This is a genomic window from Pseudomonas sp. IB20 (genome assembly GCF_009707325.1).
Classification (GTDB): Bacteria; Pseudomonadota; Gammaproteobacteria; order Pseudomonadales; family Pseudomonadaceae; genus Aquipseudomonas.
Genome location: NZ_CP046103.1, coordinates 3,614,414 through 3,635,547 on the forward strand (window position 1 = coordinate 3,614,414; position 21,134 = coordinate 3,635,547).

Annotated in this window: 23 protein-coding genes and 1 riboswitch; of the genes, 5 read left to right on the top strand and 18 right to left on the bottom strand. The window is 60.9% G+C overall.

The genetic code is table 11. The annotated features are described in order from the left end of the window. Positions 1-19: 19 nt before the first annotated feature. The gene (gene rmuC / locus GJU48_RS16755) at positions 20-1,384 is read right to left on the bottom strand and encodes a DNA recombination protein RmuC (RefSeq protein WP_176462920.1); all 1,365 of its coding nucleotides are present in this window, start codon (positions 1,382-1,384) and stop codon (positions 20-22) included. A 175-nt stretch (positions 1,385-1,559) separates the two neighbouring features. After that, positions 1,560-1,883, bottom strand: coding sequence for an SEL1-like repeat protein (locus GJU48_RS16760; protein ID WP_094950298.1), 324 nt, complete (start codon positions 1,881-1,883; stop codon positions 1,560-1,562). Positions 1,884-2,340: 457 nt separating this feature from the next. On the opposite strand from GJU48_RS16760, the gene GJU48_RS16765 reads away from it, so the two are divergent. The 4 genes from GJU48_RS16765 to GJU48_RS16780 all read left to right on the top strand — a co-directional run bounded on the left by GJU48_RS16765 (position 2,341) and on the right by GJU48_RS16780 (position 5,528). Next, positions 2,341-2,646, top strand: a complete 306-nt coding sequence (locus GJU48_RS16765) for a hypothetical protein (protein ID WP_094950297.1) — start codon at positions 2,341-2,343, stop codon at positions 2,644-2,646. A gap of 443 nt (positions 2,647-3,089) precedes the next feature. Then, a complete protein-coding gene (locus tag GJU48_RS16770; protein WP_071482924.1) occupies positions 3,090-3,314 on the top strand; it encodes a hypothetical protein in 225 nt (74 codons plus the stop codon). Positions 3,315-3,594: 280 nt separating this feature from the next. After that, complete coding sequence (locus GJU48_RS16775) at positions 3,595-4,077, top strand: hypothetical protein (RefSeq protein WP_094950296.1); 483 nt, start codon at positions 3,595-3,597, stop codon at positions 4,075-4,077. 146 nt (positions 4,078-4,223) lie between these two features. Continuing rightward, positions 4,224-5,528 carry an OmpP1/FadL family transporter gene (locus GJU48_RS16780; protein WP_094950295.1) on the top strand — a complete coding sequence of 435 codons (1,305 nt, stop codon included), beginning with the start codon at positions 4,224-4,226 and terminating at the stop codon, positions 5,526-5,528. 64 nt (positions 5,529-5,592) lie between these two features. On the opposite strand, the gene GJU48_RS16785 is transcribed toward GJU48_RS16780, so the two are convergent. From GJU48_RS16785 to cobO, 13 genes are all read right to left on the bottom strand, one after another. Beyond that, positions 5,593-6,141, bottom strand: a complete 549-nt coding sequence (locus GJU48_RS16785) for a glutathione peroxidase (RefSeq protein ID WP_094950294.1) — start codon at positions 6,139-6,141, stop codon at positions 5,593-5,595. Between the two features lie 150 nt (positions 6,142-6,291). Further along, on the bottom strand, positions 6,292-7,497 hold the full coding sequence (locus tag GJU48_RS16790) for an MFS transporter (RefSeq protein WP_094950293.1): 1,206 nt from the start codon (positions 7,495-7,497) through the stop codon (positions 6,292-6,294). 52 nt (positions 7,498-7,549) lie between these two features. Next, positions 7,550-7,954, bottom strand: a complete 405-nt coding sequence (locus GJU48_RS16795) for a MarR family winged helix-turn-helix transcriptional regulator (protein WP_083357456.1) — start codon at positions 7,952-7,954, stop codon at positions 7,550-7,552. 42 nt (positions 7,955-7,996) lie between these two features. Continuing rightward, positions 7,997-8,725: an adenosylcobinamide-GDP ribazoletransferase gene (locus GJU48_RS16800; RefSeq protein WP_094950292.1), complete on the bottom strand. Its 729-nt coding sequence runs from the start codon at positions 8,723-8,725 to the stop codon at positions 7,997-7,999. A 2-nt stretch (positions 8,726-8,727) separates the two neighbouring features. Beyond that, on the bottom strand, positions 8,728-9,303 hold the full coding sequence (cobC, locus tag GJU48_RS16805; RefSeq protein ID WP_094950291.1) for an alpha-ribazole phosphatase family protein: 576 nt from the start codon (positions 9,301-9,303) through the stop codon (positions 8,728-8,730). Continuing rightward, positions 9,300-10,355, bottom strand: coding sequence for a nicotinate-nucleotide--dimethylbenzimidazole phosphoribosyltransferase (gene cobT, locus GJU48_RS16810; protein WP_094950290.1), 1,056 nt, complete (start codon positions 10,353-10,355; stop codon positions 9,300-9,302). Before cobT ends, cobC begins: the two co-directional genes overlap by 4 nt. Beyond that, entirely contained in the window at positions 10,352-10,873 is a 522-nt protein-coding gene (gene cobU, locus GJU48_RS16815) for a bifunctional adenosylcobinamide kinase/adenosylcobinamide-phosphate guanylyltransferase (protein WP_094950289.1), read from the bottom strand. Before cobU ends, cobT begins: the two co-directional genes overlap by 4 nt. A gap of 64 nt (positions 10,874-10,937) precedes the next feature. Then, on the bottom strand, positions 10,938-12,389 hold the full coding sequence (locus tag GJU48_RS16820) for a cobyric acid synthase (RefSeq protein WP_094950288.1): 1,452 nt from the start codon (positions 12,387-12,389) through the stop codon (positions 10,938-10,940). Then, positions 12,386-13,375, bottom strand: coding sequence for a threonine-phosphate decarboxylase CobD (cobD, locus tag GJU48_RS16825; protein ID WP_094950287.1), 990 nt, complete (start codon positions 13,373-13,375; stop codon positions 12,386-12,388). The genes GJU48_RS16820 and cobD overlap by 4 nt, the downstream gene beginning before the upstream one ends. Further along, positions 13,368-14,276, bottom strand: a complete 909-nt coding sequence (gene cbiB / locus GJU48_RS16830; protein ID WP_094950286.1) for an adenosylcobinamide-phosphate synthase CbiB — start codon at positions 14,274-14,276, stop codon at positions 13,368-13,370. Before cbiB ends, cobD begins: the two co-directional genes overlap by 8 nt. Further along, positions 14,273-14,923, bottom strand: a complete 651-nt coding sequence (bluB, locus tag GJU48_RS16835; RefSeq protein ID WP_094950285.1) for a 5,6-dimethylbenzimidazole synthase — start codon at positions 14,921-14,923, stop codon at positions 14,273-14,275. Before bluB ends, cbiB begins: the two co-directional genes overlap by 4 nt. Next, the gene (locus GJU48_RS16840) at positions 14,920-16,308 is read right to left on the bottom strand and encodes a cobyrinate a,c-diamide synthase (protein WP_094950284.1); all 1,389 of its coding nucleotides are present in this window, start codon (positions 16,306-16,308) and stop codon (positions 14,920-14,922) included. Before GJU48_RS16840 ends, bluB begins: the two co-directional genes overlap by 4 nt. Beyond that, the gene (gene cobO, locus GJU48_RS16845; RefSeq protein WP_094950283.1) at positions 16,305-16,916 is read right to left on the bottom strand and encodes a cob(I)yrinic acid a,c-diamide adenosyltransferase; all 612 of its coding nucleotides are present in this window, start codon (positions 16,914-16,916) and stop codon (positions 16,305-16,307) included. Before cobO ends, GJU48_RS16840 begins: the two co-directional genes overlap by 4 nt. Before the next feature lie 79 nt (positions 16,917-16,995). Next, positions 16,996-17,243, bottom strand: a riboswitch (cobalamin riboswitch). Between the two features lie 99 nt (positions 17,244-17,342). On the opposite strand from cobO, the gene GJU48_RS16850 reads away from it, so the two are divergent. Further along, positions 17,343-18,656, top strand: a complete 1,314-nt coding sequence (locus GJU48_RS16850) for a PQQ-dependent sugar dehydrogenase (protein ID WP_094950282.1) — start codon at positions 17,343-17,345, stop codon at positions 18,654-18,656. Between the two features lie 64 nt (positions 18,657-18,720). On the opposite strand, the gene GJU48_RS16855 is transcribed toward GJU48_RS16850, so the two are convergent. From GJU48_RS16855 to hda, 3 genes are all read right to left on the bottom strand, one after another. After that, a complete protein-coding gene (locus tag GJU48_RS16855) occupies positions 18,721-19,260 on the bottom strand; it encodes a C40 family peptidase (RefSeq protein ID WP_094950281.1) in 540 nt (179 codons plus the stop codon). 144 nt (positions 19,261-19,404) lie between these two features. Next, positions 19,405-20,049, bottom strand: coding sequence for a C40 family peptidase (locus tag GJU48_RS16860; protein WP_094950280.1), 645 nt, complete (start codon positions 20,047-20,049; stop codon positions 19,405-19,407). A 213-nt stretch (positions 20,050-20,262) separates the two neighbouring features. Then, entirely contained in the window at positions 20,263-20,967 is a 705-nt protein-coding gene (gene hda, locus GJU48_RS16865) for a DnaA regulatory inactivator Hda (protein ID WP_017134884.1), read from the bottom strand. Positions 20,968-21,134: the final 167 nt, after the last annotated feature.

Here is a 21,134-nt window from a genome sequence, read left to right on the forward strand (position 1 = left end):
CCCATATTTTGGATTGCGTTTATTCCGGTAGATGCGCCACACCGTCTGAATCGGTCATGGCACGCTCAAGCAAATCCGCCGGCAGGCTTTTACTGGCGCGCGCACCCAGCAACTTTAATTGCTCGGTACGACTGACCAGATTTCCGCGTCCATCCGTCAGCTTGTTGCGTGCCGCGCTGTAAGCCTTATCCAGCTGTTGCAGACGGTTGCCCACCTCATCCAGGTCCTGGATAAACAGCACAAACTTGTCATACAGCCAACCGGCGCGCTCGGCGATTTCCCGCGCGTTCTGGCTCTGGCGCTCCTGCTTCCACAGGCTGTCGATCACCCGCAGGGTGGCCAGCAAGGTGGTGGGGCTGACGATGACGATATGGCGGTCGAACGCTTCCTGAAACAGGTTCGGCTCAGCCTGCAACGCGGCGGAAAACGCCGCCTCTATCGGCACGAACAACAGTACGAAATCGAGGCTGTGCAAGCCTTCCAGGCGTTTGTAATCCTTACCGGCCAGGCCTTTGACGTGATTGCGCAGGGACAGCACATGCTGCTTGAGCGCCGCCTGGCCTATCACGTCATCATCCGCCGCCACGTATTGTTGATAGGCCGTGAGGCTGACCTTGGAGTCGACCACCACCTGTTTGTCGCCGGGCAACATGATCAACACGTCAGGCTGGAAGCGCTCGCCGTCCGGCCCTTTAAGGCTCACCTGAGTTTGGTACTCGCGGCCCTTCTCCAGCCCGGCATGTTCCAGCACGCGCTCAAGGATCAGTTCACCCCAGTTGCCCTGGGTTTTCTGGCCTTTGAGCGCGCGGGTGAGGTTGGTGGCTTCGTCCGACAGGCGCAGGTTCAGTTGCTGCAGGCGTTCAAGCTCCTTGGCCAGGGAAAAGCGTTCGCGCGCTTCGTTCTGGTAGCTTTCTTCAACGCGCTTTTCAAAGGACTGGATGCGTTCTTTGAGCGGGTCGAGCAACTGGCCCAGGCGTTCCTGGCTGGTTTCGGCAAAACGCTGTTCACGCTCGTCGAAGATCTTCCCGGCCAGCTCGGCGAATTGCGCGCGCAGCTCGTCCCGCGAGCCTTGCAGGTCGGCGAGGCGTTGTTGATGGCTTTCCTGCTGCTCACGCAGTTCGGCGCGCAGTGACGCCGACAGCGCATCAAGGCGGCGCAGCTCGGTTTCTTTGGCGCTGCGGTCGAGGTTCCAGGCGTGGGCGGCGTCGCGGGCGTTATCGCGGTCGATCTGCAGCAGTTCGACTTCACGGCGCACCGCGGCCAGGTCCGCTTGCTTGGCGGCGTTGGCCTGGCTCAGGTCACTGATTTCATCGCGGCTGGCATCCAGTTGCGCGGCCAAGCCCTCCTGGGCCAGTTGCGCGGTGGCCAGGCGCTCTTCCAGCAGCTCCCAACCGCTCATGCGCGCACTCAGCCGCCGTTGGATCTGCCAGCACACGGCCAATAACGGCACTGCAGCGCCAGCGAGGCCCAAGGCAATGCTGGTCCAGTCAAACACCATAGCCATTTCTGCCATCACCGAAAAAGAGCAAGGTTAACCAAGCATAGGGCTTGAGGACAGCTCAGTCTTCGACCTGCCCTAATTCGCGCTGGGCGCGGTGGTCGCCGGCACGGGCGGCCAGGCGCAACAGGTCGTGGCCGATACGGCGGTCGCGGGCGTTGCCGCACTCACGGCACATCAACTGGCCCAGGCGGCTCTGCGCGGCGACCACGCCTTCACGGGCCGGCTGCTTGAGTAAACGCCCGGCGAAATGCTTGATGTTGGTGTTGTGCCCCAGGTGCGGGCTGTCGAGCAGCCACAAGGCGACTTTCAAGGAGAAACGCTTGGGTGCGGTAACAGTTTGAGGGGTGTCGGTAACAGAAGGTGGTACTGAGCGAAACTTCATAAAGCACTGCGGGACAGAACGGAAGGCGCGCCACTCTACTCTTTTTTTCCTACAGGTAAAGCTGAAAAATCTCAGCACGCCCGTCCTAGAGCAAGCGCTTGGGACAATCCACAGAAGCTGTGGATAACTCAGTGGACAACCCGCCTTTAACTCGCGCAAAGCCCCATGGAACGGGGGCTGCAGTCAAACTGACGATTTTTTCACCAATAAAAAAAAGCGATATTTTTCATTGACTTAAATTTTCATCGCAGGCAAACAGCGCTGCTTCCAGGCGGTTGCCGGCGGGGTTACACACCTCGCAACTAATGTGCACAAGTACCCATCCACTGGTTATATCTCCGCCGTTTTTTACTTCAATGCGTCCGAAAAATGTTACCGGCGGTACAAACCGGGGGCCTTTTCAAAATTGCTTCGGCTCGCCACACTGCCTGACCTCCACGCAACCTTGTAAGGCTCGATGAAAGGAATTCTCTTATTCGCCATGTTGCTGCTGGCCATCTGTGCGATCTCATTGGGCATCAACGCAGCGCTGCCCTCACCCGACGGTGCACTGTTTGCCATCGCGATCCTGCTATCGGCAGCGTTTACCGCCGTGAGCCTGTGCATCGAACTGGGCGATGGCCGCATCAATGACATGCGCGACGTGATGAAGGTAATCGAAACCGGCCGCTCCTGGCGCCTGACCCTGGCGGCCTACGGGCTGGGCTGCTCACTGGTGGCGGCCGCGACGGTGCTGGTGTATCGCGGGCTGCTGGGCGGCTGATTGAAGTTTTTGGGTTAGCACACTTCCCTTGCGTGCTTCAATCCGTTACTATCCGCAACGTTAGTACCAAGCTGAAAGTCAATTCTGGTCGAACAACTCCCCTGAACAACACGGGATCGACCACCTCGATGGTTTCCAGGTATTTCTTGCGACGACACTGCCTTTGAACAAGCAAAGGGTGTCGCGAAGTTTCAATACTCTGACCGAACCAGCCTGCAAATTGATCAGGATCTTCACCCCGGGCCCAGAACCTTTGCCCATGTTGTGTTGCCTGCCCTCCTAAGTACCTACCTGCCAGCCCAAGCGCGCCTAACTTATTAGCGCTTCAAACTGGCTGCTTTGTTCCAGTCGGGTTCTTCGTTTGATCAATGGTGATCAGCGTCACTGGAACGTTTTAACGTTGCACGGTTCTTATCCGTGTCATTTGTAGGAACACCAATAATATGTCCACTCAAATCCACACTCAGGATGCCATTCGCACCCTCACTAACGCTTTTGCACCAATGAACTGCCTGATCATGGCCGCTCGCAAAGGCTGCTTCAGCTTCACCCTGGTCAACGAACACGGCATCGCTCGTCACAGCGAACGCCTGTACCCCGATCAATACTCCAGCGCAGAACCGCTGCAGGCCGTGATCGAGCGTACCCGTCAGGCATTGACTGCCTGATCGACCCGAGTCGCTGAAACACAAAAACCCTGCTTAAAACGCAGGGTTTTTTATTGCCTGAAATTCAGCATCGGAACACAAGTACTCAGTACGAATAGATATAAACGTTATAACTAAATGAAGAAGATGTTTTAAAAACAGTCCTTTACATCACAAATATGACACTACACTTCAACTCAAGCGGCATGATCCGCTTGCGACGAGCCTGAGATCCGATCCACTGCTGCCAAGCCCCCACCGTCTCAGGCATCGTCGACCACTTTCATGGACTGAGGCTTGTATGGGTATCGCCGCCAGCGAATTGTGTCGTTATGTGATCAGGCCGACGTTGATTTACCTCGGCCGCCATAACCCTGCAGCTGAAGCCCTGCTGTTGGGCATTGCCGCCAGCCAATCGGAACTCGGCTCGGCCCTGCATGACCGCCGCGGCCACGGTTTGTACAGCATCACCGAGCCACGCCACCGCGCCCTATGGGACGATTACCTTGCACGCGACCCCGAACGCGCCAGCCTGGTGCGCGGCCTGGCCAGCCAACACGCCTTCCTCAGCGCGCCCCAACTGGAACTCACGGTTAACCTGCGTTACGCCACCGCCATCGCCTGGCTGCTGGTGGAGCAACACCGCCCTGCCCTGCCGCCACCGGGCGACGTACTTGCCATGGCGCGTATCTGGAAAGAAATATTTCACCCTCAAGGTCGGCTGCGGGATTTCACCCAAGCCTGGCAAACCTGTGTTTCACCCATGAATCAGGTCACTTGTTGATCAGGCGTTTTGCAAGATTCGGCTAAAAACGCTGATTTTGGTCTGATTGTCCTACAAAACCGCTCTATCTCCTACATTACAGCCTATAGCGCTAACTTAAATTTATTGATACTTTCCGCAGCGGTGATCACCACGGAGTTCTAATAATGAAAAAAGTAATGCTCAAGACCACACTTAGCCTCGCCGTTGCCATGGCTTCCTCCCAACTGTTCGCAAGCGGCTTCGCCCTCAACGAACAAGACGTCGCCGGTATGGGTACGGGTTTCGCAGGCCGGTCTTCTTCTGCCGAAAACGCCAGCACTGTCTTTGGTAACCCTGCCGGTATGGCTCGCCTCGAAGGCCAGCAAATCACCGGCGGCGTCGCCGCTATCGATGCATCGACCGACATCAAAGACGCCAGCGGCCGCTCACGCGGCAGTAACAAAGGGGACATGGTGCCGTTCACCGCTGTTCCTTTTGGTTTCTACACCAACAAACTTAACGACCAGTGGGCAGTCGGCTTCGGTGTTTACGCACCGTTCGGCCTGAAGACTGACTACGAACGTGGCTTCCAAGGCCGCGCATTCGGCAACAAGAGTGAAGTGGCTGTTATCACCTTCCAGCCGACTGTGAGCTACGCCTTCAACGACAAGGTGTCGATCGGTTTTGGTCCGACCATTAACCGCATTTCCGGCACCCTGGAGTCGCAACCAAGCCTCGCGGGGCTGCCGCTCCCAGGTCTGGCAGGCACCGGCGACAACAAAATCAAAGTCAAGGGCGACGACACCGCGCTCGGCTTTAACGCCGGTATCCTGGTGCAAGCCACCGACACCACCCGTGTCGGCCTGACTTACCACTCGAAAGTGAAATACAAGCTCGAAGGCCACACCGACGTGACGCCAGGCGCCGGCGTTCCTGGCGGTTACCTGCGTGCCAACCGCTACGACGCTTCGCTGAAAGTCGACACCCCTGAATCCTGGGACGCTTCGGTTACTCAAGACCTGAGCGATGCCTGGAAGGTTTACGGTGGTGCGACCTGGACGCGCTGGAGCCGCCTGAAAGACATTACCGTCAACAACGAAGGTGTGACGGCAACGACCGGTGGTGCACTCGCACCGCGGATCGTCGGCCAGATCCAAGAGCCGCAAAACTGGCACGACACCTGGGCCTACGCCCTGGGTACCTCGTACCAAGTGACCAAGCAAGTGGTCCTGCGTACCGGCTTGACCTTCGACCAGTCGCCGACCAACAACACTGACCGTTCGCCGCGTATTCCTACCGGTGACCGGACTATCTTCAGTGTCGGCCTGGGCTACGCGGTGATGGATAACATGACCATCGACCTGGCTTACTCCTACCTCAAGGAAGAGCCGGTCAAGGTGAACAAACAGAACGCGCTGGGCCAGACCTATGCGTCCAAGTACGAAAACAGCGCCAACGGCTTCGGCCTGGGCATGACGTACAAGTTCTGATTCAAACCGTATAAAAAAGCCCCGCTCTCCTGCAAAGGAGGCGGGGCTTTTTAGTCGGCGATGATCAGGGTTTAGACGCAATCGCCTCTTCAACCGCCTTGATCAGCTCCGGGCTGTCCGGCTTGGTCAGGCTGGAGAAATTGGCGATCACCTTACCCTGGCGGTCGACCACGTACTTATAGAAATTCCACTTCGGCGCGTTGGTCTGCTGCGCCAGGACCTTGAACAAATGTACCGCATCCGGCCCCTTGACCTTCTGCGGCTCGGTCATGGTGAAGGTCACGCCGTAATTCACGTAACACACCTTGGCGGTCTCTTCGCCGGTCTTGGCCTCCTGCTTGAAGTCATCGGACGGCACGCCGATCACCTCCAACCCTTGTTCTTTATAGCGTTGATACAGGGCTTCGAGGCCTTTGAACTGTGGCGCGAAGCCACAGAAGCTGGCGGTATTGACGATCACCAGGGGTTTGCCGGCAAAGCGCTGGCACAGATCAATGGATTCCTTGGCCCGCAACTTGGGCAATTGGCCCTCCAGCAACGGCAGGCAGTTGGCAGCCATTGCTACACTGCCAGCAGCCATCAGGACGGGTACAGCGAGCCAGCGCATCAGCATGTCGAAAGTCCTTAATTCAGTTCAGACACAGAACTTAACAGATGGACATACCCAGTTGCATCAACGCGAGCCCACCCTGTTGCCAGCCCCACCAGGCCAGCCACAACAAAACCAGGCCTGCCGAAAGGGCCAACCCGCGTACCGTTACACTCATGCCGCCTCCATTTGCGTCAGGCGCGCCACTGGCCGCTCACGCACTGGCCAGTTCAGGGCCGCTGCAAGCAGGCTCAGCAGGATCGACACCTGCCAGATCAAATCGTAGTTGCCGGTTCGATCATAGACCACCCCGCCCAACCAGCCGCCGAGAAACGAACCGAGTTGGTGGAACAGGAACACAATCCCACCCAGCATCGAGAGGTTTCGCACGCCAAACAAGGTGGCGACGGTACCGTTGGTCAGCGGCACGGTGGACAGCCACAAAAAGCCCATCGCCATGCCGAACAGGTAGGCCGTGACTTCGGTCACCGGCGCCCACAAGAACAGCACGATCACCACCGCGCGCAGCAGATACAAGCCGGTGAGCAAGCGCGGCTTGGACATGCGCCCGCCGAGCCAGCCGGCGGTGTAGGTGCCAAACACGTTAAACAGCCCGATCAAGGCCAGCACCGTGGTGCCCACCGTGGCCGGCAGATGCTGGTCGACCAGATACGCCGGCAAGTGCACGCCGATAAACACCACCTGGAAACCGCAGACAAAAAAACCAATGGCCAGCAGCCAGAACCCAGAGTGGGAACAGGCCTCTTTCAACGCTTCGCGCAGCGTTTGCTGACCGGCAATAACCGGCAGCGGTTTGTTCTTGAGCATCGCCACCAGCGGCAGGATCAGCGCCACCATCAGGCCCAACGCCAGCAATGCAGCCGACCAGCCCAGCCAGCCGATTAGGCCCAAGGTGCCGGGCACCATGGCGAATTGGCCGAAAGAACCTGCGGCGCTCGCAATGCCCATGGCCATGCTGCGTTTTTCCGGCGGCACCGCGCGGCCGACCACCCCGAGAATCACCGAAAACGAGGTGCCCGACAGGCCGATCCCGATCAACAAGCCTGCACTGAGTGACAACGACCACGCCGAATCGGACATGCCCATCAACACCAGCCCCACGGCGTACAGCACACCGCCGACAAACACGGCTTTGGTCGCACCGAAACGATCGGCCAGGGCCCCGGTAAACGGCTGTGCCAGGCCCCAGATCAGGTTCTGCAGTGCAATGGCGAAGGCAAACGTCTCACGGCCCCAGCCGAATTCGCTGCTCATCGGCGCCAGAAACAGGCCAAAGCCGTGCCGCACACCCAAGGACAACGCCAGGATCAGCGCACTCCCCACAAGAACCCAGCCACTGGTGCGCCACATCGAGGTCATTCTTATTCTCCGTCGCGGGTATATACCCGCTTGTATTCGAATAAACTCGCGCTCAGGCGAGTTCGTCCAGCAAGGCCAACAAGGTTTCGCGCTTTTCGGCGCCTAACTGATCAATCAATTTCTGCTGCGCCGCTTCCCATGCCGGCAATGCGGCGGCCAGACGTTGCTCGCCGGCGACGGTCAACACCACCAGGCGGTTGCGCAAGTCATCACCCTCGACCAACTGCACCAGGCCTTCGCCTTCCAATACCCGCAGGTTACGCCCCAAGGTACTGCGATCCAGGCCCATGGCTTCAGCCAGGCTGGAAATGCTCGGTTGATCCAGGCGTTGCAAGTTACACAGCAAAGAATACTGGGCGACGTTGATCCCGAAGCCGTCGAGAGCGCCGTCGTAGTGCCTGCTGACGCCACGGGCGGCGCGTCGCAGGTTGGTGCATAAACATTGGGAGGCAAGCATGGAAGGTGTATATACCCGCGATTATGGAAATGCAAGAAAGTGTTACAACGCCAAGCCGACCAACACCGCGACTTCCAACAGCTCCAACAGTGCGCCGGCCGTGTCGCCGGTGGTGCCGCCGAGCCGATTGACCATCAGTTGGCGCAGGCCGATAAAGCACAGGGCCGCGAGTAAAACAGCGATCCCGCCGCTGAAACCACCGATCAGGATGCAGGCCAGGCCGCTGAGGATCAGCACCTGTTGGCCGACGATCCGCGGTAAATGATCTGACAACGCCTGCCCCAGACCTCCTGCACGCACATAGCGCGTGGTGAGGAACAGCGCCAGCATCGATGCACGCCCGATCAGTGGCGCGAGGATCAGCGCGGCACTGTTGTGTTGCTCGATCAAGGCCACCAATGCCGTGAACTTGAGCAGCAACACCAAGCCCAAGGTGACCACGGCAATCGGTCCGCTACGCGGGTCTTTCATGATGGTCAGGGTGCGCTCGCGATCGCCGAAACCACCGAGCCAGGCATCCGCGCTGTCGGCCAGGCCGTCCAGGTGCAAGCCGCCACTGAGCAGCACCCACGCCGTCAGTAACAGCGCGGCGTGCAGCAACAACGGGGCGCCCATCAACGCCGTGTTCAGGGCCCACAGCAGCAGCCCGAACAACAACCCGACCAGCGGATAAAACAGCAGCGAACGCCCCAGCTCCTGAGGCTGTGGCATGCCCGGCAGCCGAATCGGCAGGCTGCTGAGAAATTGCAGGGCGATCCAGAATGGCAGCATCGTCAGCGTCCTTCCTTCAACACGCCGTCGGGCGCCACCTGCAGGCTGAACAGCCCACCGTGGCCGACTTCGACATTCAGCAGTTGCTCGCGGGGCAAACCGCGCGCTTGCGCCAGCAGCAGACGCATGACGCCACCGTGGCTGATCAGCAACACGCGCTCGCCGGCATAAGCTTGATGCAAACGTGAGACAGCGCCGAGAACACGGTCGGAAAAGTCGCTGACACGCTCGCCTTCAGGCGGTGTGAAGCGATAGGGATCGGCCCAGAACAAGCCCAACCCTTCGGCATCGGTTTCCATCAGCGCGGCCGCGCTCTGCCCTTCCCAGGCGCCGAAGTGCAGCTCTTGCAGATCCTTTTCCAGGCTCATGGGGAGCTTGAGCCGAGCACCTAACTCTTGGGCGAACAGCGCGCAGCGTTGCAGTGGCGAGCTGACCAACCGGTCCCACGGCCCCTGCTCCACCACAGCGGCGCGCATCTGCTCCCAGCCCTTGGCGGTGAGTGCGTCGTCCAGGCTGCCGCGCAGGCCACCGCCCAGCTCCGTTTCGCCGTGGCGCAGCAGGTCCAGGTGCAAGGTCATGCCGGGCGGTCCGCCACGGCGGCTTCGGCGAAGGTCGCCATCTGCCCGTGCAATGCGCACGCAAGGCGCAACAACGGCACCGCCAGCGCTGCACCGCTGCCTTCACCCAGGCGCAGGCCCAATTCCAGCAACGGTTGTGCGTCAAGGCGTTGCAGCACATGACGATGACCCGGCTCAGCGCCGCGATGGCCGAACACCAGCCACCCACGGCACGCTGGGTTCAAGCGGGTGGCAACCAACGCCGCAACCGTGCAGATAAACCCATCCACCAGCACCACGATGCCTTCCTGGGCGCAGGCCAGGTAGGCACCGACCAGCGCGGCAATTTCAAACCCGCCGAGGTTGAACAAGGTCTGCAACGCGTCGCCACGCTGCCCGGCATGCAACGCCAATGCGCGCTCGATGACGGCCACCTTGTGACTGACGCCTTGGGCATTTAAACCGGTGCCCGGACCGGTCAGGTCGCTGACCTGGCAGTCGAGCAACGCGCACGCCAAGGCGCTGGCAGCGGTGGTGTTGCCGATGCCCATCTCACCGCCGATAAACAACTGCGCGCCGCTCTCCAAGGCACGGCGCGCGCTGTCGCGACCGGCGTGCAGGGCCAAGCGACCCTGAGCCTCAGTCATCGCCGGGCCGTTGACGAAATTGGCCGTGCCCGCGCCGATGTTCAGGTGACGCACACCCGGCAGGTTCAGCGACGGCGTTACCGTCCCCAGGTCGACCACCTCCAGCTGCGCATCCAACTGCCGCGCCAATACGCTGATGGCCGCGCCGCCGGTGACAAAGTTGTGCAGCATCTGCCCGGTCACTTCTTGGGGAAACGCCGACACGCCTTCTGCGACCACACCATGATCACCGGCGAAAATCGCGATCCACACGCGGTCCACCAACGGCTTGACCTGGCCTTGCAAGCCGGCCAACTGCACCGCCACGGCTTCCAGCTGACCGAGAGAACCGGTCGGTTTGGTCAGTTGCTGTTGGCGAGCCAGCGCGTGTTCATGCGCCGAAGCGTCGACGGCCTTGCAGGGGTTGAGCCACCAAGTGTCAGTCATAACGCAGTACCTTTCAAAGTCAGGGGCAGGCCGGCGACGGTCAGGACAACACGCTGACAGCGCTCAGCCAAGGCTTGATGCAGCCAGCCGGCTTCATCCACATAGCGGCGAGTCAATTCGCCCAGCGGCACGACACCCAGACCGGTCTCGTTGCTGACAAAAATGATTTCACCTGGCAACGAAGCCAGGGTTTCCAGCAGTTGGTCACGCTCAAGCGCCAGACGCGCCGGGTCTTCGAGCATCAGCAGATTGGTCAGCCACAAGGTCAGGCAATCCACCAACAGGCAGCGCTCGGCGGCGGCGTTTTCACGCAGAACGCGCGCCAATTCGATGGGTTCCTCGATCAAGCCCCAGTGATCGGGGCGACGCTGGCGATGCAGCGCGACGCGCTCGTTCATCTCACCGTCCAGCGGCTGGCTGGTGGCGATATAGGTAACGGGCAAAGCGCTCTCACTGGCGAGCTTTTCGGCGAGACGGCTCTTACCGGAACGGGCACCGCCGAGGATCAACTGATACATGGGAAGGCACCTTTATTGGCCGGCCGGTCGCGGGGCCTCCCACCTAAAGTCCATGTGTACACCGTCAAATCCCGCACAGCTTGCGCAATAAGCCGGTATCCAGATGGTTCTCCACCAAGTCCGCCAACCGCTCAATATCACGCTCGCGCAAAGCGTGGTAATCCACTTCCTGCACAGACTCCAAACCAGCCCAGCGCAATAGGGCGCTGCAAGCGGCCGGCGTCTCAAACAACCCATGCAGATAGGTGCCAAGAATCTGCCCGTCTTCACTCTGCGCGCCATCACTTCGGCCATCATCCAAAAACACCGCGGCACGCGACAAGCCACTGCCCGAGGTCACACCCGCATGGATCTCATAGCCACTGACCTCAGCATCCTCCAGCAACAACCGCCCACGCACATTGCGCAACTGCTTCTCTTGCTCCAGCGTCGTGCTGAACGCCAGCAACCCCAGCCCATCGCTGGACCCGGCCAGCCCTTCCAACCCCAGCGGGTCATGCACTTGCTCACCGAGCATCTGCAACCCACCGCAAATCCCCAACACCTTGCCGCCATAACGCAAATGCCGCGCCACGGCCGTGTCCCAGCCATTAGCGCGCAGGTACGCCAAATCGCTGCGCACACTTTTCGAACCCGGCAAGATAATCAGGTCAGCCGCCGGAATGGGCTGGCCCGGGCCGATAAACTGCAAATCCACCTGCGGATGCAGGCGCAACGGATCAAAATCCGTATGATTGCTGATACGCGGCAACACCGGCACCACCACGTTGAGCACCTGCGCGGCCTTGTCGATCTGGCGCTGGTCGATGCCGTCTTCGGCTTCCAGATGCAAGTCCATGACGTAAGGCAACACGCCCACCACTGGCTTGCCGGTGCGCGCTTCCAGCCAATCCAAACCTGGCTGCAACAGCGCAATATCGCCACGAAAGCGGTTGATGATGAAGCCCTTGACCCGCGCCTGCTCGGTCGGCGAAAGCAATTGCAGGGTGCCGACCAGATGGGCAAACACGCCACCGCGATTGATATCGGCGATCAGCAGCACCGGGCAATCCACCGCTTCGGCGAAGCCCATATTGGCGATGTCATTGGCGCGCAGGTTGATCTCTGCCGGGGAACCCGCGCCTTCCACCATCACCACCGGGTAGGCCTCGCTCAACCGCGCGTGGGAGGCCAGCACTGCCTGCATCGCAATGGCTTTATAGTCGTGATAGGCCACGGCGTTCATGCTGGTCACGGCGCGGCCATGGATGATCACCTGGGAGCCGGTGTCACTGTTGGGTTTGAGCAGCACCGGGTTCATGTCTGTGTGCGGCGCGAGGTTAGCGGCCTGGGCTTGCACGGCCTGGGCGCGGCCGATCTCGCCGCCTTCAGCCGTCACGGCGCTGTTGAGCGCCATGTTCTGCGGCTTGAACGGCGCCACCGCCACGCCCTGGCGCACCAGCCAGCGGCACAGCGCGGTCACCAGGGTACTTTTACCGGCGTCGGAGGTGGTGCCTTGCACCATCAGCGTACTCATGCGGCGTCCTTGTAGGCGGCCAGGGCCTCATCAAGTCGAAGCCAATCCGCCTCAGTGTCGGGCAGGCCGAAACGCAGGCTGCTGTCGTGGATAAACAGACGCAACAGAATGCCGCGCTGGGCCATGAATTCGTGCAGGCGTTCGGCGTGCGGCGTGATCAGCCATTGGAACAACGCGCAGCCGCCTTGGGGTTGAAAGCCGTGGCGCTCCAGCAGTTCAAATAGGCGCTGGCCGGCTTCGATGCAGCGATTACGCTGATGGGCATGCCCCGCCGTATCGCGCAGGCACACTTGGCCGAGCACCCGCGTCGGCCCGCTGACCGTCCACGGGCCGAGCTGTTCGGCCAACAATTTGAGCAGCTTGCGCTCCGCCAGCACAAAGCCCAGGCGCACACCGGCCAGGCCGAAGAATTTGCCGAACGAGCGCAACACAATCAGGCCGACTTGGTGGGTCTGGCTGGCCAGGCTCAAGTGCGGGGTGACGTCCATAAACGCTTCGTCCACCACCAGCCAGCCGCCGCGCTGGGCCAGTCGCGAGTGCCACTCCAGCAGGCGCTGCGGGGGCAGCCTCAGGCCAGTGGGGTTGTTGGGGTTGACCACCACCAGCACATCGAGGCTGTCGAGAAAGAAGTCGACTTCCTGCTCCTGCACCTCGCGCACCACGTAACCGGCGCGACGCCAGGCTTCGGCGTGCTCGGCATAACACGGCGACAGCACGCCGACCTTGCCGGAACGACGCAAGCGCGGCAGCAATTGGATGGCTGCCTGGGAACCCGCCACCGGCAGCACGTGAGCAGCGCCGTAGTATTCGCTGGCGGCCTTCTCCAGGCCGTCATCGGTTTCCGGCAAGCGCGCCCAGGCCCGCAACGGGATCTCAGGGATCGGCCACGGCCAGGGCGCCAGGCCGCTGGACAGGTCGAGCCAATCCGCCTCGGCAATCCCGTACTGAATCACTGCCTTACGCAGCCGGCCACCGTGTTCAAGCATAGAATTGCGCCCCCGCGCAGAGGATCAACAGCCATAACCACACACCGCGCTGCACCAGTTGCCAGCCGCGGTCGATAGCGTCGGCATCCGCCGCCGGGCCTTCGCCCAGTTGCGGGCGCTGATGCAGCTCACCGTGATAAATCGCCGCGCCACCCAGTTCCACCCCCAATGCGCCCGCACCGGCGGCCATCACTGGCCCTGCGTTAGGGCTGTCCCACGTCGGGCCCTGGGTGCGCCAGCATTTGAGCGCCAGGCGGGTTTTGCCGAGTACGGCGTAGGTCAAAGCCACCAAGCGCGCGGGAATATAGTTGAGTACATCGTCGATCTTTGCCGCCGCCCAGCCGAAACGCTCAAAGCGCTCGTTGCGATAGCCCCACATGGCGTCGAGGGTGTTGCTCAGGCGATAGAGCACCACGCCCGGCACGCCAGCGACGACAAACCAGAACAGTGCTGCGAACACCGCATCGCTGCCGTTCTCCAGCACCGATTCGGTGGCGGCACGCGCGACTTCGGTGCTGTCCAGTTCGCTGGTCTGGCGGCTGACCAGGTAACTCACGCGCTTACGCGCTTCATCCAGGTCATCACTGCGCAACGCCTGGGCGACCGGGATCACATGTTCGCCAAGGCTGCGCATGCCCAGCGCCAGGTACAACGCCAGAATCTCCAACGCCCAGCCGATATACGGCGCCCATGACAACGCGGTGGCCAGCAGGGTCAGCGGCACCACCGCGACAAACCACGCGGTGACGCCGTGGCTGCGCCAGCCGCGGCCACCGCTGTTGAAACGCTGCTCGATGCGCCCGGCGAAGTTGCCGAACGCCACCAGCGGATGCCAGCGCTTGGGCTCGCCCAGCAGCGCATCCAGCGCCACGGCAGCGACACACAGCAAGGCCACACTCATTGACTCACTCCCCACACATTCTCATACAACATGTCACTCAGCGGCCGTGGTTCGGTCCAGCCTTCGAGCTGCAACATCGGTGCCGGGTAGAACTCGGCGACCGGGCCCAGGCACAACACCGCCAGGGGTTTGGCACCGGGCGGCAAGCCCAGCAGGTCGGCCAGGGCTTGCGGTTCGAACAACGAGACCCAGCCCATGCCAAGGCCTTCGACACGAGCCGCCAGCCACAGATTCTGGATCGCGCAGGACAACGACGCCATGTCCATTTCCGGCAAGGTGCGACGGCCGAAGATATGGCGTTCGCGGTCATCCATCAGCGCCGCCACCAGCACTTCGGCGCAGTCGTGGATGCCTTCAACCTTGAGCTTCATGAATTCATCGGAGCGCTCGCCCAGCGCCTCGGCGGTGCGCACGCGCTCTTCTTCCACCAGTTGCTGAATCTGCCCGCGCAATGGGCGGTCGCTGATGCGGATAAACCGCCAGGGCTGCATCAAGCCGACGCTGGGCGCCTGGTGCGCGGCCTGGAGCAGGCGGTGCAGCAAGTCGGGGGCCACGCTGCCACCTGTGAAGTGGCGCATGTCGCGGCGTTCGGCGATGGCGCGGTAGACGGCGTCGCGTTCGGCTTGGGGGTAGGCGTTGTCAGTCATGGCCCTATCGCGGGCAAGCCCGCTCCCACATTTTGATTTGCGAACGCTGTCGATGTGGGAGCTGGCTTGCCTGCGATAGCACTCTCAAGGCTCGGCGCAAACAAAGCAGCCACCGCCGTAGGGTTGGAGGGAAAGTAAAAGTGCACGTAGGAAGCCGTCATCCGCCCCTGTCGGTAAACCGCCTCAGCACCGCGCCCGCCGTTAGGGCTAAGCCCACGAGCAATTGGCTGCCACTCAGTACTGGTCAGGGAATGGTGATAGGTGTGACCGCGCAGTACGCCTTCCGGCAACTCGACGCTTTGCAGGGCCAGGGCTGCGAGTTTCTTTTGCATCACCGCATCCCCTTGCAGCAGGCCGACCAGTTCGGCACGGGTGCCGTCGACATCGGTCAGCGAGTCCAGCAGGTAGAGCATGCCGCCACATTCGGCGAGCATGGGTTTACCGGCGGCGTGATGGGCGCGGATCGCGTCGAGCATCGGGGTGTTTTCCGACAGCGCCTGGTGGTGCAATTCCGGGTAACCACCGGGCAAATAGAGGCTGTCGGCGTCAGGTAATTCGCTATCGTGAATCGGCGAGAAGAAGCACAACTCGGCGCCCATCGCCCGCAGCAGGTCGAGGCTGGCGCCATAGGTGAAGGCAAAGGCTTCGTCACGAGCTACGGCGATGCGCACACCGGCCAGCAACGGCTCGGCTTCGATCACTTCAGGCGCGGCGAAGGTCACCGGTGGCGGCAAGGCGACTTCGCAACTGCTGCCCAGGGCTTGGGCGGCGGCGTCCAGGCGCACGTCGAGGTCATTCAATTCGCTGGCTTGCACCAGACCCAGGTGGCGGCTGGGCAATTCGATCCCAGTTTCCCGCGACAGCGCGCCGTACCAGCGCAGGCCTTCGGTGAGGCTGCCTTCGAGCAATTGCGCATGGCGCAGGGTGCCGACGCGGTTGGCCAGCACGCCGGCGAACGGCAGGTCGGGCTGATAGCGCGCCAAGCCCAAGGCCAGCGCACCAAAGGTCTGGGCCATGGCAGTGCCGTCGATCACTGCGAGCACCGGCACACCAAAGTGCCGCGCCAGGTCGGCGCTGGAAGGCGTACCGTCGAACAGGCCCATCACGCCTTCGATCAGGATCAGGTCGGCCTCGCCCGCCGCTTCCCACAACAAACGACGACTTTCCTGCTCACCGACCATCCACATGTCCAATTGATACACCGGCGCACCGCTGGCGCGTTCGTGGATCATCGGGTCAAGAAAGTCCGGCCCGCATTTGAACACGCGCACCTTGCGCCCCAGGTTGCGGTGCAAACGCGCCAGCGCGGCGGTGACGGTGGTTTTGCCTTGGCCGGACGCCGGTGCGGCGATCAGGACGGCCGGGCAATGACGGGGCTGATTCAAAGTTCGACGCCCTTCTGTGCCTTGATACCGGCCTGGAACGCGTGCTTGAGCATGCCCATTTCGGTGACGGTGTCGCCCATTTCGATCAGCTCAGGCTTAGCGCCACGGCCGGTGACCACCACGTGCTGCATCGGCGGGCGGGCTTGCAGGTCGCTGAGTACCTGGTCCAGATCAAGGTAGCCGTGCTTGAGGGCGATGTTCAGTTCATCCAGCACCACAAGGCCGATGGAAGGGTCTTGCAGCAGTTCGCGGGAAACTGTCCAGGCGGCTTCGGCGGCGGCGATGTCGCGCTGGCGGTCCTGGGTTTCCCAGGTGAAGCCTTCGCCCATCACGTGAAAGCGCACTTGCTCGGGGAAGCGGCGGAAGAACAGTTCCTCACCGGTGCTGTTGCGCCCCTTGATGAACTGCACCACGCCGCACTGCATGCCGTGGCCCATGGCGCGGGCGAGCATGCCAAACGCCGAGCTGCTCTTGCCTTTGCCGTTGCCGGTCAATACCAGCAGCAAGCCGCATTCGCTCGGGGAATTGGCGATACGTTCATCGATCACGGCTTTTTTGCGCAGCATGCGCGCCAGGTGGCGTTCGTCGCGGTCGGGGGAATCGGTCATGACAGCTCTCCGTTGGGGCTGGACAAAAACGGCGGGCAGGAAAAAGAAATAACAGACAGCCAAGCATCGCCCACCGTGATGCTGTTGGATGTTTCAGGCCGGTCTCCGGACTCATGAGTGGCCTCCCTTTATAGAAAGCAGGCCAACGGTGCGCCTTCCCATATCACGTAGATACAGTGGCAAAAGGCACCGTTTTCACTCATTTACCGTTGCGGGGGCAGCGCCGGAATTGCGGCAGCACTGTGTAGAAGTGCGCTCACTCACCGGCTTCCCTGTTTCACTCTGTCGACCCACCGGTCACAGAGCACCTGGAACAAGCCGCGAAGGTTAGTGGGTTGGGGGTGGAGCGTCAATTAAAGCTGGCCTTGTACTGGAACGATCTGACCGGCAAACACCTCTACCCTTACAGGTATTAAGGAGAAAACCATGCATAAAACCAGACTCGCCCTACTGATCATGCTGGCAGGCACCCTCGCCGCCTGCGGTGAAAGCTCTACTCTGAAGGTCTCAGACGGCACCGGGCCCTCGCCTAAGCTGCCGGAGCCGAACAAAACCCTGATCCCCACCGTGAATATCGCCCCGGCGATTGGCTGGCCAGAGGGCGCGAAGCCGACAGCCGCAGCCGGTACTCAGGTCGCGGCATTTGCCGAAGGCCTGGACCACCCGCGCTGGCTGTATGTGTTGCCCAACGGTGATGTACTGGTGGCAGAAACCAACGCCCCGCCCAAGCCGGATGACTCCAAGGGCATTCGCGGCTGGGTGATGGAAAAGGTCATGGGCCGCGCCGGCGCCGGCGTGCCGAGCCCGAACCGCATCACGCTGCTGCGTGATGCCAACCACGACGGCGTCGCCGAAACGCGCACGGTGTTCCTGGAGAACCTCAACTCGCCGTTCGGCATGACCTTGGTCGGCAACGACTTGTATGTCGCCGACTCGGACAAGCTGTTGCGCTTTCCTTATCAGCCGGGCGAAACCGCAATCAAGGCCGCCGGCACCAAAGTGGTCGACTTGCCCGGCGGCAGCATTAACCACCACTGGACGAAAAACGTGGTGGCCAGCAAGGACGGCAGCAAGTTGTATGTGAGTGTCGGCTCCAACAGCAACGTCGGCGAGAACGGCTTGGCGGCGGAAGAAGGTCGCGCGGCGATCTGGGAAGTCGACCGCGCCACCGGCCAGCACCGCATTTTTGCCTCCGGCTTGCGTAACCCCAACGGCATGGCTTGGGAACCGCAGAGTGGCAAGCTGTGGACGGCGGTGAATGAACGCGATGAAATCGGCAGCGACCTGGTGCCGGACTACATCACTTCGGTCAAGGACGGCGCGTTTTATGGCTGGCCGTTCAGTTACTACGGGCAGCATGTGGATATACGCGTTTCACCGCAGAATCTGGACCTGGTCGCCAAGGCCATCGCCCCGGACTATGCGGTGGGCCCGCACACTGCGTCTTTAGGCCTGACCTTCGCTGAGGGCAGCAAACTCCCGGCGCAGTTCAGCAACGGCGCGTTTATCGGCCAGCATGGTTCGTGGAACCGCAAGCCGCACAGTGGCTACAAGGTAATTTTCGTGCCGTTTGAGGGTGGTCAGCCTAAAGGGCAGCCGGTGGATGTGCTGACGGGGTTCCTCAACAGTGATGAGAAAGCCATGGGCCGGCCGGTGGGCGTGGTGATTGATCAGCAGGGGGATTTGCTGGTGGCCGATGATGTGGGGAATAAGGTGTGGCGGGTGTCGGCGGCTAAGTAAGACGCCATAAAACCAATGTGGGAGCGGGCTTTTGTGGGGGTTGGCTTGGCTCACATTTTGATTTCTAGGGGTTGCGCGCCAGATTCGCAGGCAATACACGCTTGGCGCTCAAATAAGCATTCTGCCAATAGGCCTTGGACAGGGTATCGAGCTTCACCGTACCGCCGGTTTGCGGTGCATGTACGAATCGCCCTTCGCCCACGTAGATACCCGCGTGGCTTACCTGTGAGCCGCCGCCGGTCGCGAAGAAGATCAGGTCACCGGTCTGCAGGTTGTTTTCGCTCACATCCTGGGCACGCATCACGATCAATTCACGGGTGGTGCGCGGCAGGCTGATGCCCGCAGCGTCACGGTAGACAAACCCGATCAAGCCGCTGCAATCAAACCCGGAGTCCGGCGTATTACCGCCCCAACGATAAGGCGTGCCGACCAGGCCCAGCGCACGGAAGAGCACGTCTTCGGCTGCCGGCGAGAAATTTTGCGTGGAGTAGTTGAACACCGGCTTAGGCTTGACCGCTACAGGGGCGGGCGGCGGTGGTCGGCTTGCGCAGGCGCTGAGAAGCGCGGCGCACACCAGAAGAATGAGGCGGGCTGAGGTCGACATGGGCAGAACAATCCTGGTCTGGATGCGGCTTTCGCTGCCGAGCGCTGAAAACCAGAACGCGCAAGCAAAGCTCGCGCGAACGGATTACAACAATGTCCAGGGATTCTAGCGCTTACACGTCAAACTTCAAGTATCACTTTAACTTTACTTACTAGCGGTAACCGTAGTCGGGGCCATGGCGAGTGCACGCTTGGCTTCGATGAAGGTTTTGCTCCAGTAGCTGTCACCCAGGTTGTCGACTCGAACACCGCCACTGCGACGGCTGCTGGAGTGGATAAACTGGTTATCGCCCAAGTAGATACCGGCATGGCTCACACGACCACGGCCAGCCGTACTAAAGAAAAGCAGATCACCGGGCTTGAGGTTCTTGCGTGCGACCAACGGTGCATCCACGTTGATCATTTCGCGCGTGGAGCGAGGCAGATTCATGCCCGCTTCTTCACGGAACAGATAGCCGATGAAGCCGCTGCAGTCGAAACCGGCTTCGGAGGTGCCGCCGAAACGGTAACGGGTACCGATCAGGGACATGCCGCGTTCGAGGATGCTGTCGGCCAGAACTGGAAGCTGGTAAGGCTTGCTGCCGGCGAAGGCGGCGAGTTCTTTCTCAGTTGCCTGCTCTTCTTTATAGAGAGCTTCCTGATAGACAGTGGAAGACTGCGCTGCAACGAATTTTGCCTGAGACTGTTGTGCTGGTTTTTGCTGCTCAGCCACGTTTTGAGTGTGGGTGGCACAACCAAACAACAGGGAAACGAGTGCGAGAGGCACGAGGGGTGCGAAGCGATTTAGCATGGGCACGACCGTGGCTGATGTGTAAAGAAGCCGAGACTATGCCCTCTATCACATCGATTTGCAAATTCAATCGTGATCTATGTGACTTCTTGTTTGGACTATGACATCTAAGCCCTTAATACCCTATACGCGCCTTTTGCGTGGCCAAAGCGGCCCAAACGCAGGTTTTCTGGCGCCTGAAATTTGCCGAAAGCCCCGTAATACAAGGGCTGGCTACCAGCCGAGGGTTTCCTTGAGGAAAGGAATGGTGAGCTTGCGCTGAGCCTGCAAAGAGGCCTGATCGAGCTGTTCGAGCAAATCGAACAACGCGCTCATGCTGCGGGTGCCACGGGTGAGGATAAAGTGCCCGACCTCATCGGTGAGGTGCAAGCCGCGACGGGATGCGCGCAATTGCAAGGCGCGCAGTTTGTCTTCGTCGGACAGCGGGCGCATCTGGAAGATCAGCGCCAGGGTCAGGCGCGACTTGAGGTCGGCCAGCTTCACTGGCAGCTCACGTGGCGAGGTGGACGCGGCGATCAACAGGCGCCGGCCGCTGTCACGCAAGCGATTGAACAGGTGAAACAGCGCCTCTTCCCAATCCGCCTTACCGGCAATCGCCTGAAGATCATCCAGGCACACCAACTCGTATTGCTCCAGGTGGTCGAAGATCCCGATACCCCGGTCCATCAACTCAGCCAATGGCAGGTACACCGCCGGCTCACCCATTTGCTCGAAGCGCAGGCACGCGGCCTGCAACAGGTGGGTACGCCCCACGCCGTGCTTGCCCCACAGGTAGATCAGGCTTTCAGTCCACCCGGCGTCGGCTTCGCAGAGCCGCTCGACATAGCCGAGTGCAGCGGCATTGGCGCCTGGGTAGTAATTGATAAAGGTGGCGTCGTCACGCAGACGCACACCCAAGGGCAGCTGAATCGGTTTCATGCTGACTGAACGGCTCCAAACGAACCGTTAGTGGCCTCTGTGTAAAGTTTGCAAAGTTTATACCCGTGACGCCGGGCGCACAATGCAGCAGACCACAAGCAAAATCAAAGGTTTGCGTTAACTTGGGGCGATTTGCGCAAATAGTTTGACACCACCTTCCAAAAACA

What these genes read in the sequence shown, in the direction of transcription:
- GJU48_RS16795 (WP_083357456.1), bottom strand. Translation starts at nt 7,954, where the DNA reads ATGCTTGCCTCCCAATGTTTATGCACCAACCTGCGACGCGCCGCCCGT.
- GJU48_RS16850 (WP_094950282.1), top strand. Translation starts at nt 17,343, where the DNA reads ATGCATAAAACCAGACTCGCCCTACTGATCATGCTGGCAGGCACCCTC.
- GJU48_RS16770 (WP_071482924.1), top strand. Translation starts at nt 3,090, where the DNA reads ATGTCCACTCAAATCCACACTCAGGATGCCATTCGCACCCTCACTAAC.
- cobC (WP_094950291.1), bottom strand. Translation starts at nt 9,303, where the DNA reads ATGACCTTGCACCTGGACCTGCTGCGCCACGGCGAAACGGAGCTGGGC.
- GJU48_RS16775 (WP_094950296.1), top strand. Translation starts at nt 3,595, where the DNA reads ATGGGTATCGCCGCCAGCGAATTGTGTCGTTATGTGATCAGGCCGACG.
- GJU48_RS16780 (WP_094950295.1), top strand. Translation starts at nt 4,224, where the DNA reads ATGAAAAAAGTAATGCTCAAGACCACACTTAGCCTCGCCGTTGCCATG.
- cobU (WP_094950289.1), bottom strand. Translation starts at nt 10,873, where the DNA reads ATGTATCAGTTGATCCTCGGCGGTGCCCGTTCCGGTAAGAGCCGTCTC.
- cobT (WP_094950290.1), bottom strand. Translation starts at nt 10,355, where the DNA reads ATGACTGACACTTGGTGGCTCAACCCCTGCAAGGCCGTCGACGCTTCG.
- GJU48_RS16785 (WP_094950294.1), bottom strand. Translation starts at nt 6,141, where the DNA reads ATGCTGATGCGCTGGCTCGCTGTACCCGTCCTGATGGCTGCTGGCAGT.
- GJU48_RS16765 (WP_094950297.1), top strand. Translation starts at nt 2,341, where the DNA reads ATGAAAGGAATTCTCTTATTCGCCATGTTGCTGCTGGCCATCTGTGCG.
- GJU48_RS16760 (WP_094950298.1), bottom strand. Translation starts at nt 1,883, where the DNA reads ATGAAGTTTCGCTCAGTACCACCTTCTGTTACCGACACCCCTCAAACT.
- GJU48_RS16790 (WP_094950293.1), bottom strand. Translation starts at nt 7,497, where the DNA reads ATGACCTCGATGTGGCGCACCAGTGGCTGGGTTCTTGTGGGGAGTGCG.
- GJU48_RS16820 (WP_094950288.1), bottom strand. Translation starts at nt 12,389, where the DNA reads ATGAGTACGCTGATGGTGCAAGGCACCACCTCCGACGCCGGTAAAAGT.
- GJU48_RS16860 (WP_094950280.1), bottom strand. Translation starts at nt 20,049, where the DNA reads ATGCTAAATCGCTTCGCACCCCTCGTGCCTCTCGCACTCGTTTCCCTG.
- GJU48_RS16855 (WP_094950281.1), bottom strand. Translation starts at nt 19,260, where the DNA reads ATGTCGACCTCAGCCCGCCTCATTCTTCTGGTGTGCGCCGCGCTTCTC.
- bluB (WP_094950285.1), bottom strand. Translation starts at nt 14,923, where the DNA reads ATGACTGACAACGCCTACCCCCAAGCCGAACGCGACGCCGTCTACCGC.
- cobO (WP_094950283.1), bottom strand. Translation starts at nt 16,916, where the DNA reads ATGACCGATTCCCCCGACCGCGACGAACGCCACCTGGCGCGCATGCTG.
- hda (WP_017134884.1), bottom strand. Translation starts at nt 20,967, where the DNA reads ATGAAACCGATTCAGCTGCCCTTGGGTGTGCGTCTGCGTGACGACGCC.
- cbiB (WP_094950286.1), bottom strand. Translation starts at nt 14,276, where the DNA reads ATGAGTGTGGCCTTGCTGTGTGTCGCTGCCGTGGCGCTGGATGCGCTG.
- GJU48_RS16800 (WP_094950292.1), bottom strand. Translation starts at nt 8,725, where the DNA reads ATGCTGCCATTCTGGATCGCCCTGCAATTTCTCAGCAGCCTGCCGATT.
- cobD (WP_094950287.1), bottom strand. Translation starts at nt 13,375, where the DNA reads ATGCTTGAACACGGTGGCCGGCTGCGTAAGGCAGTGATTCAGTACGGG.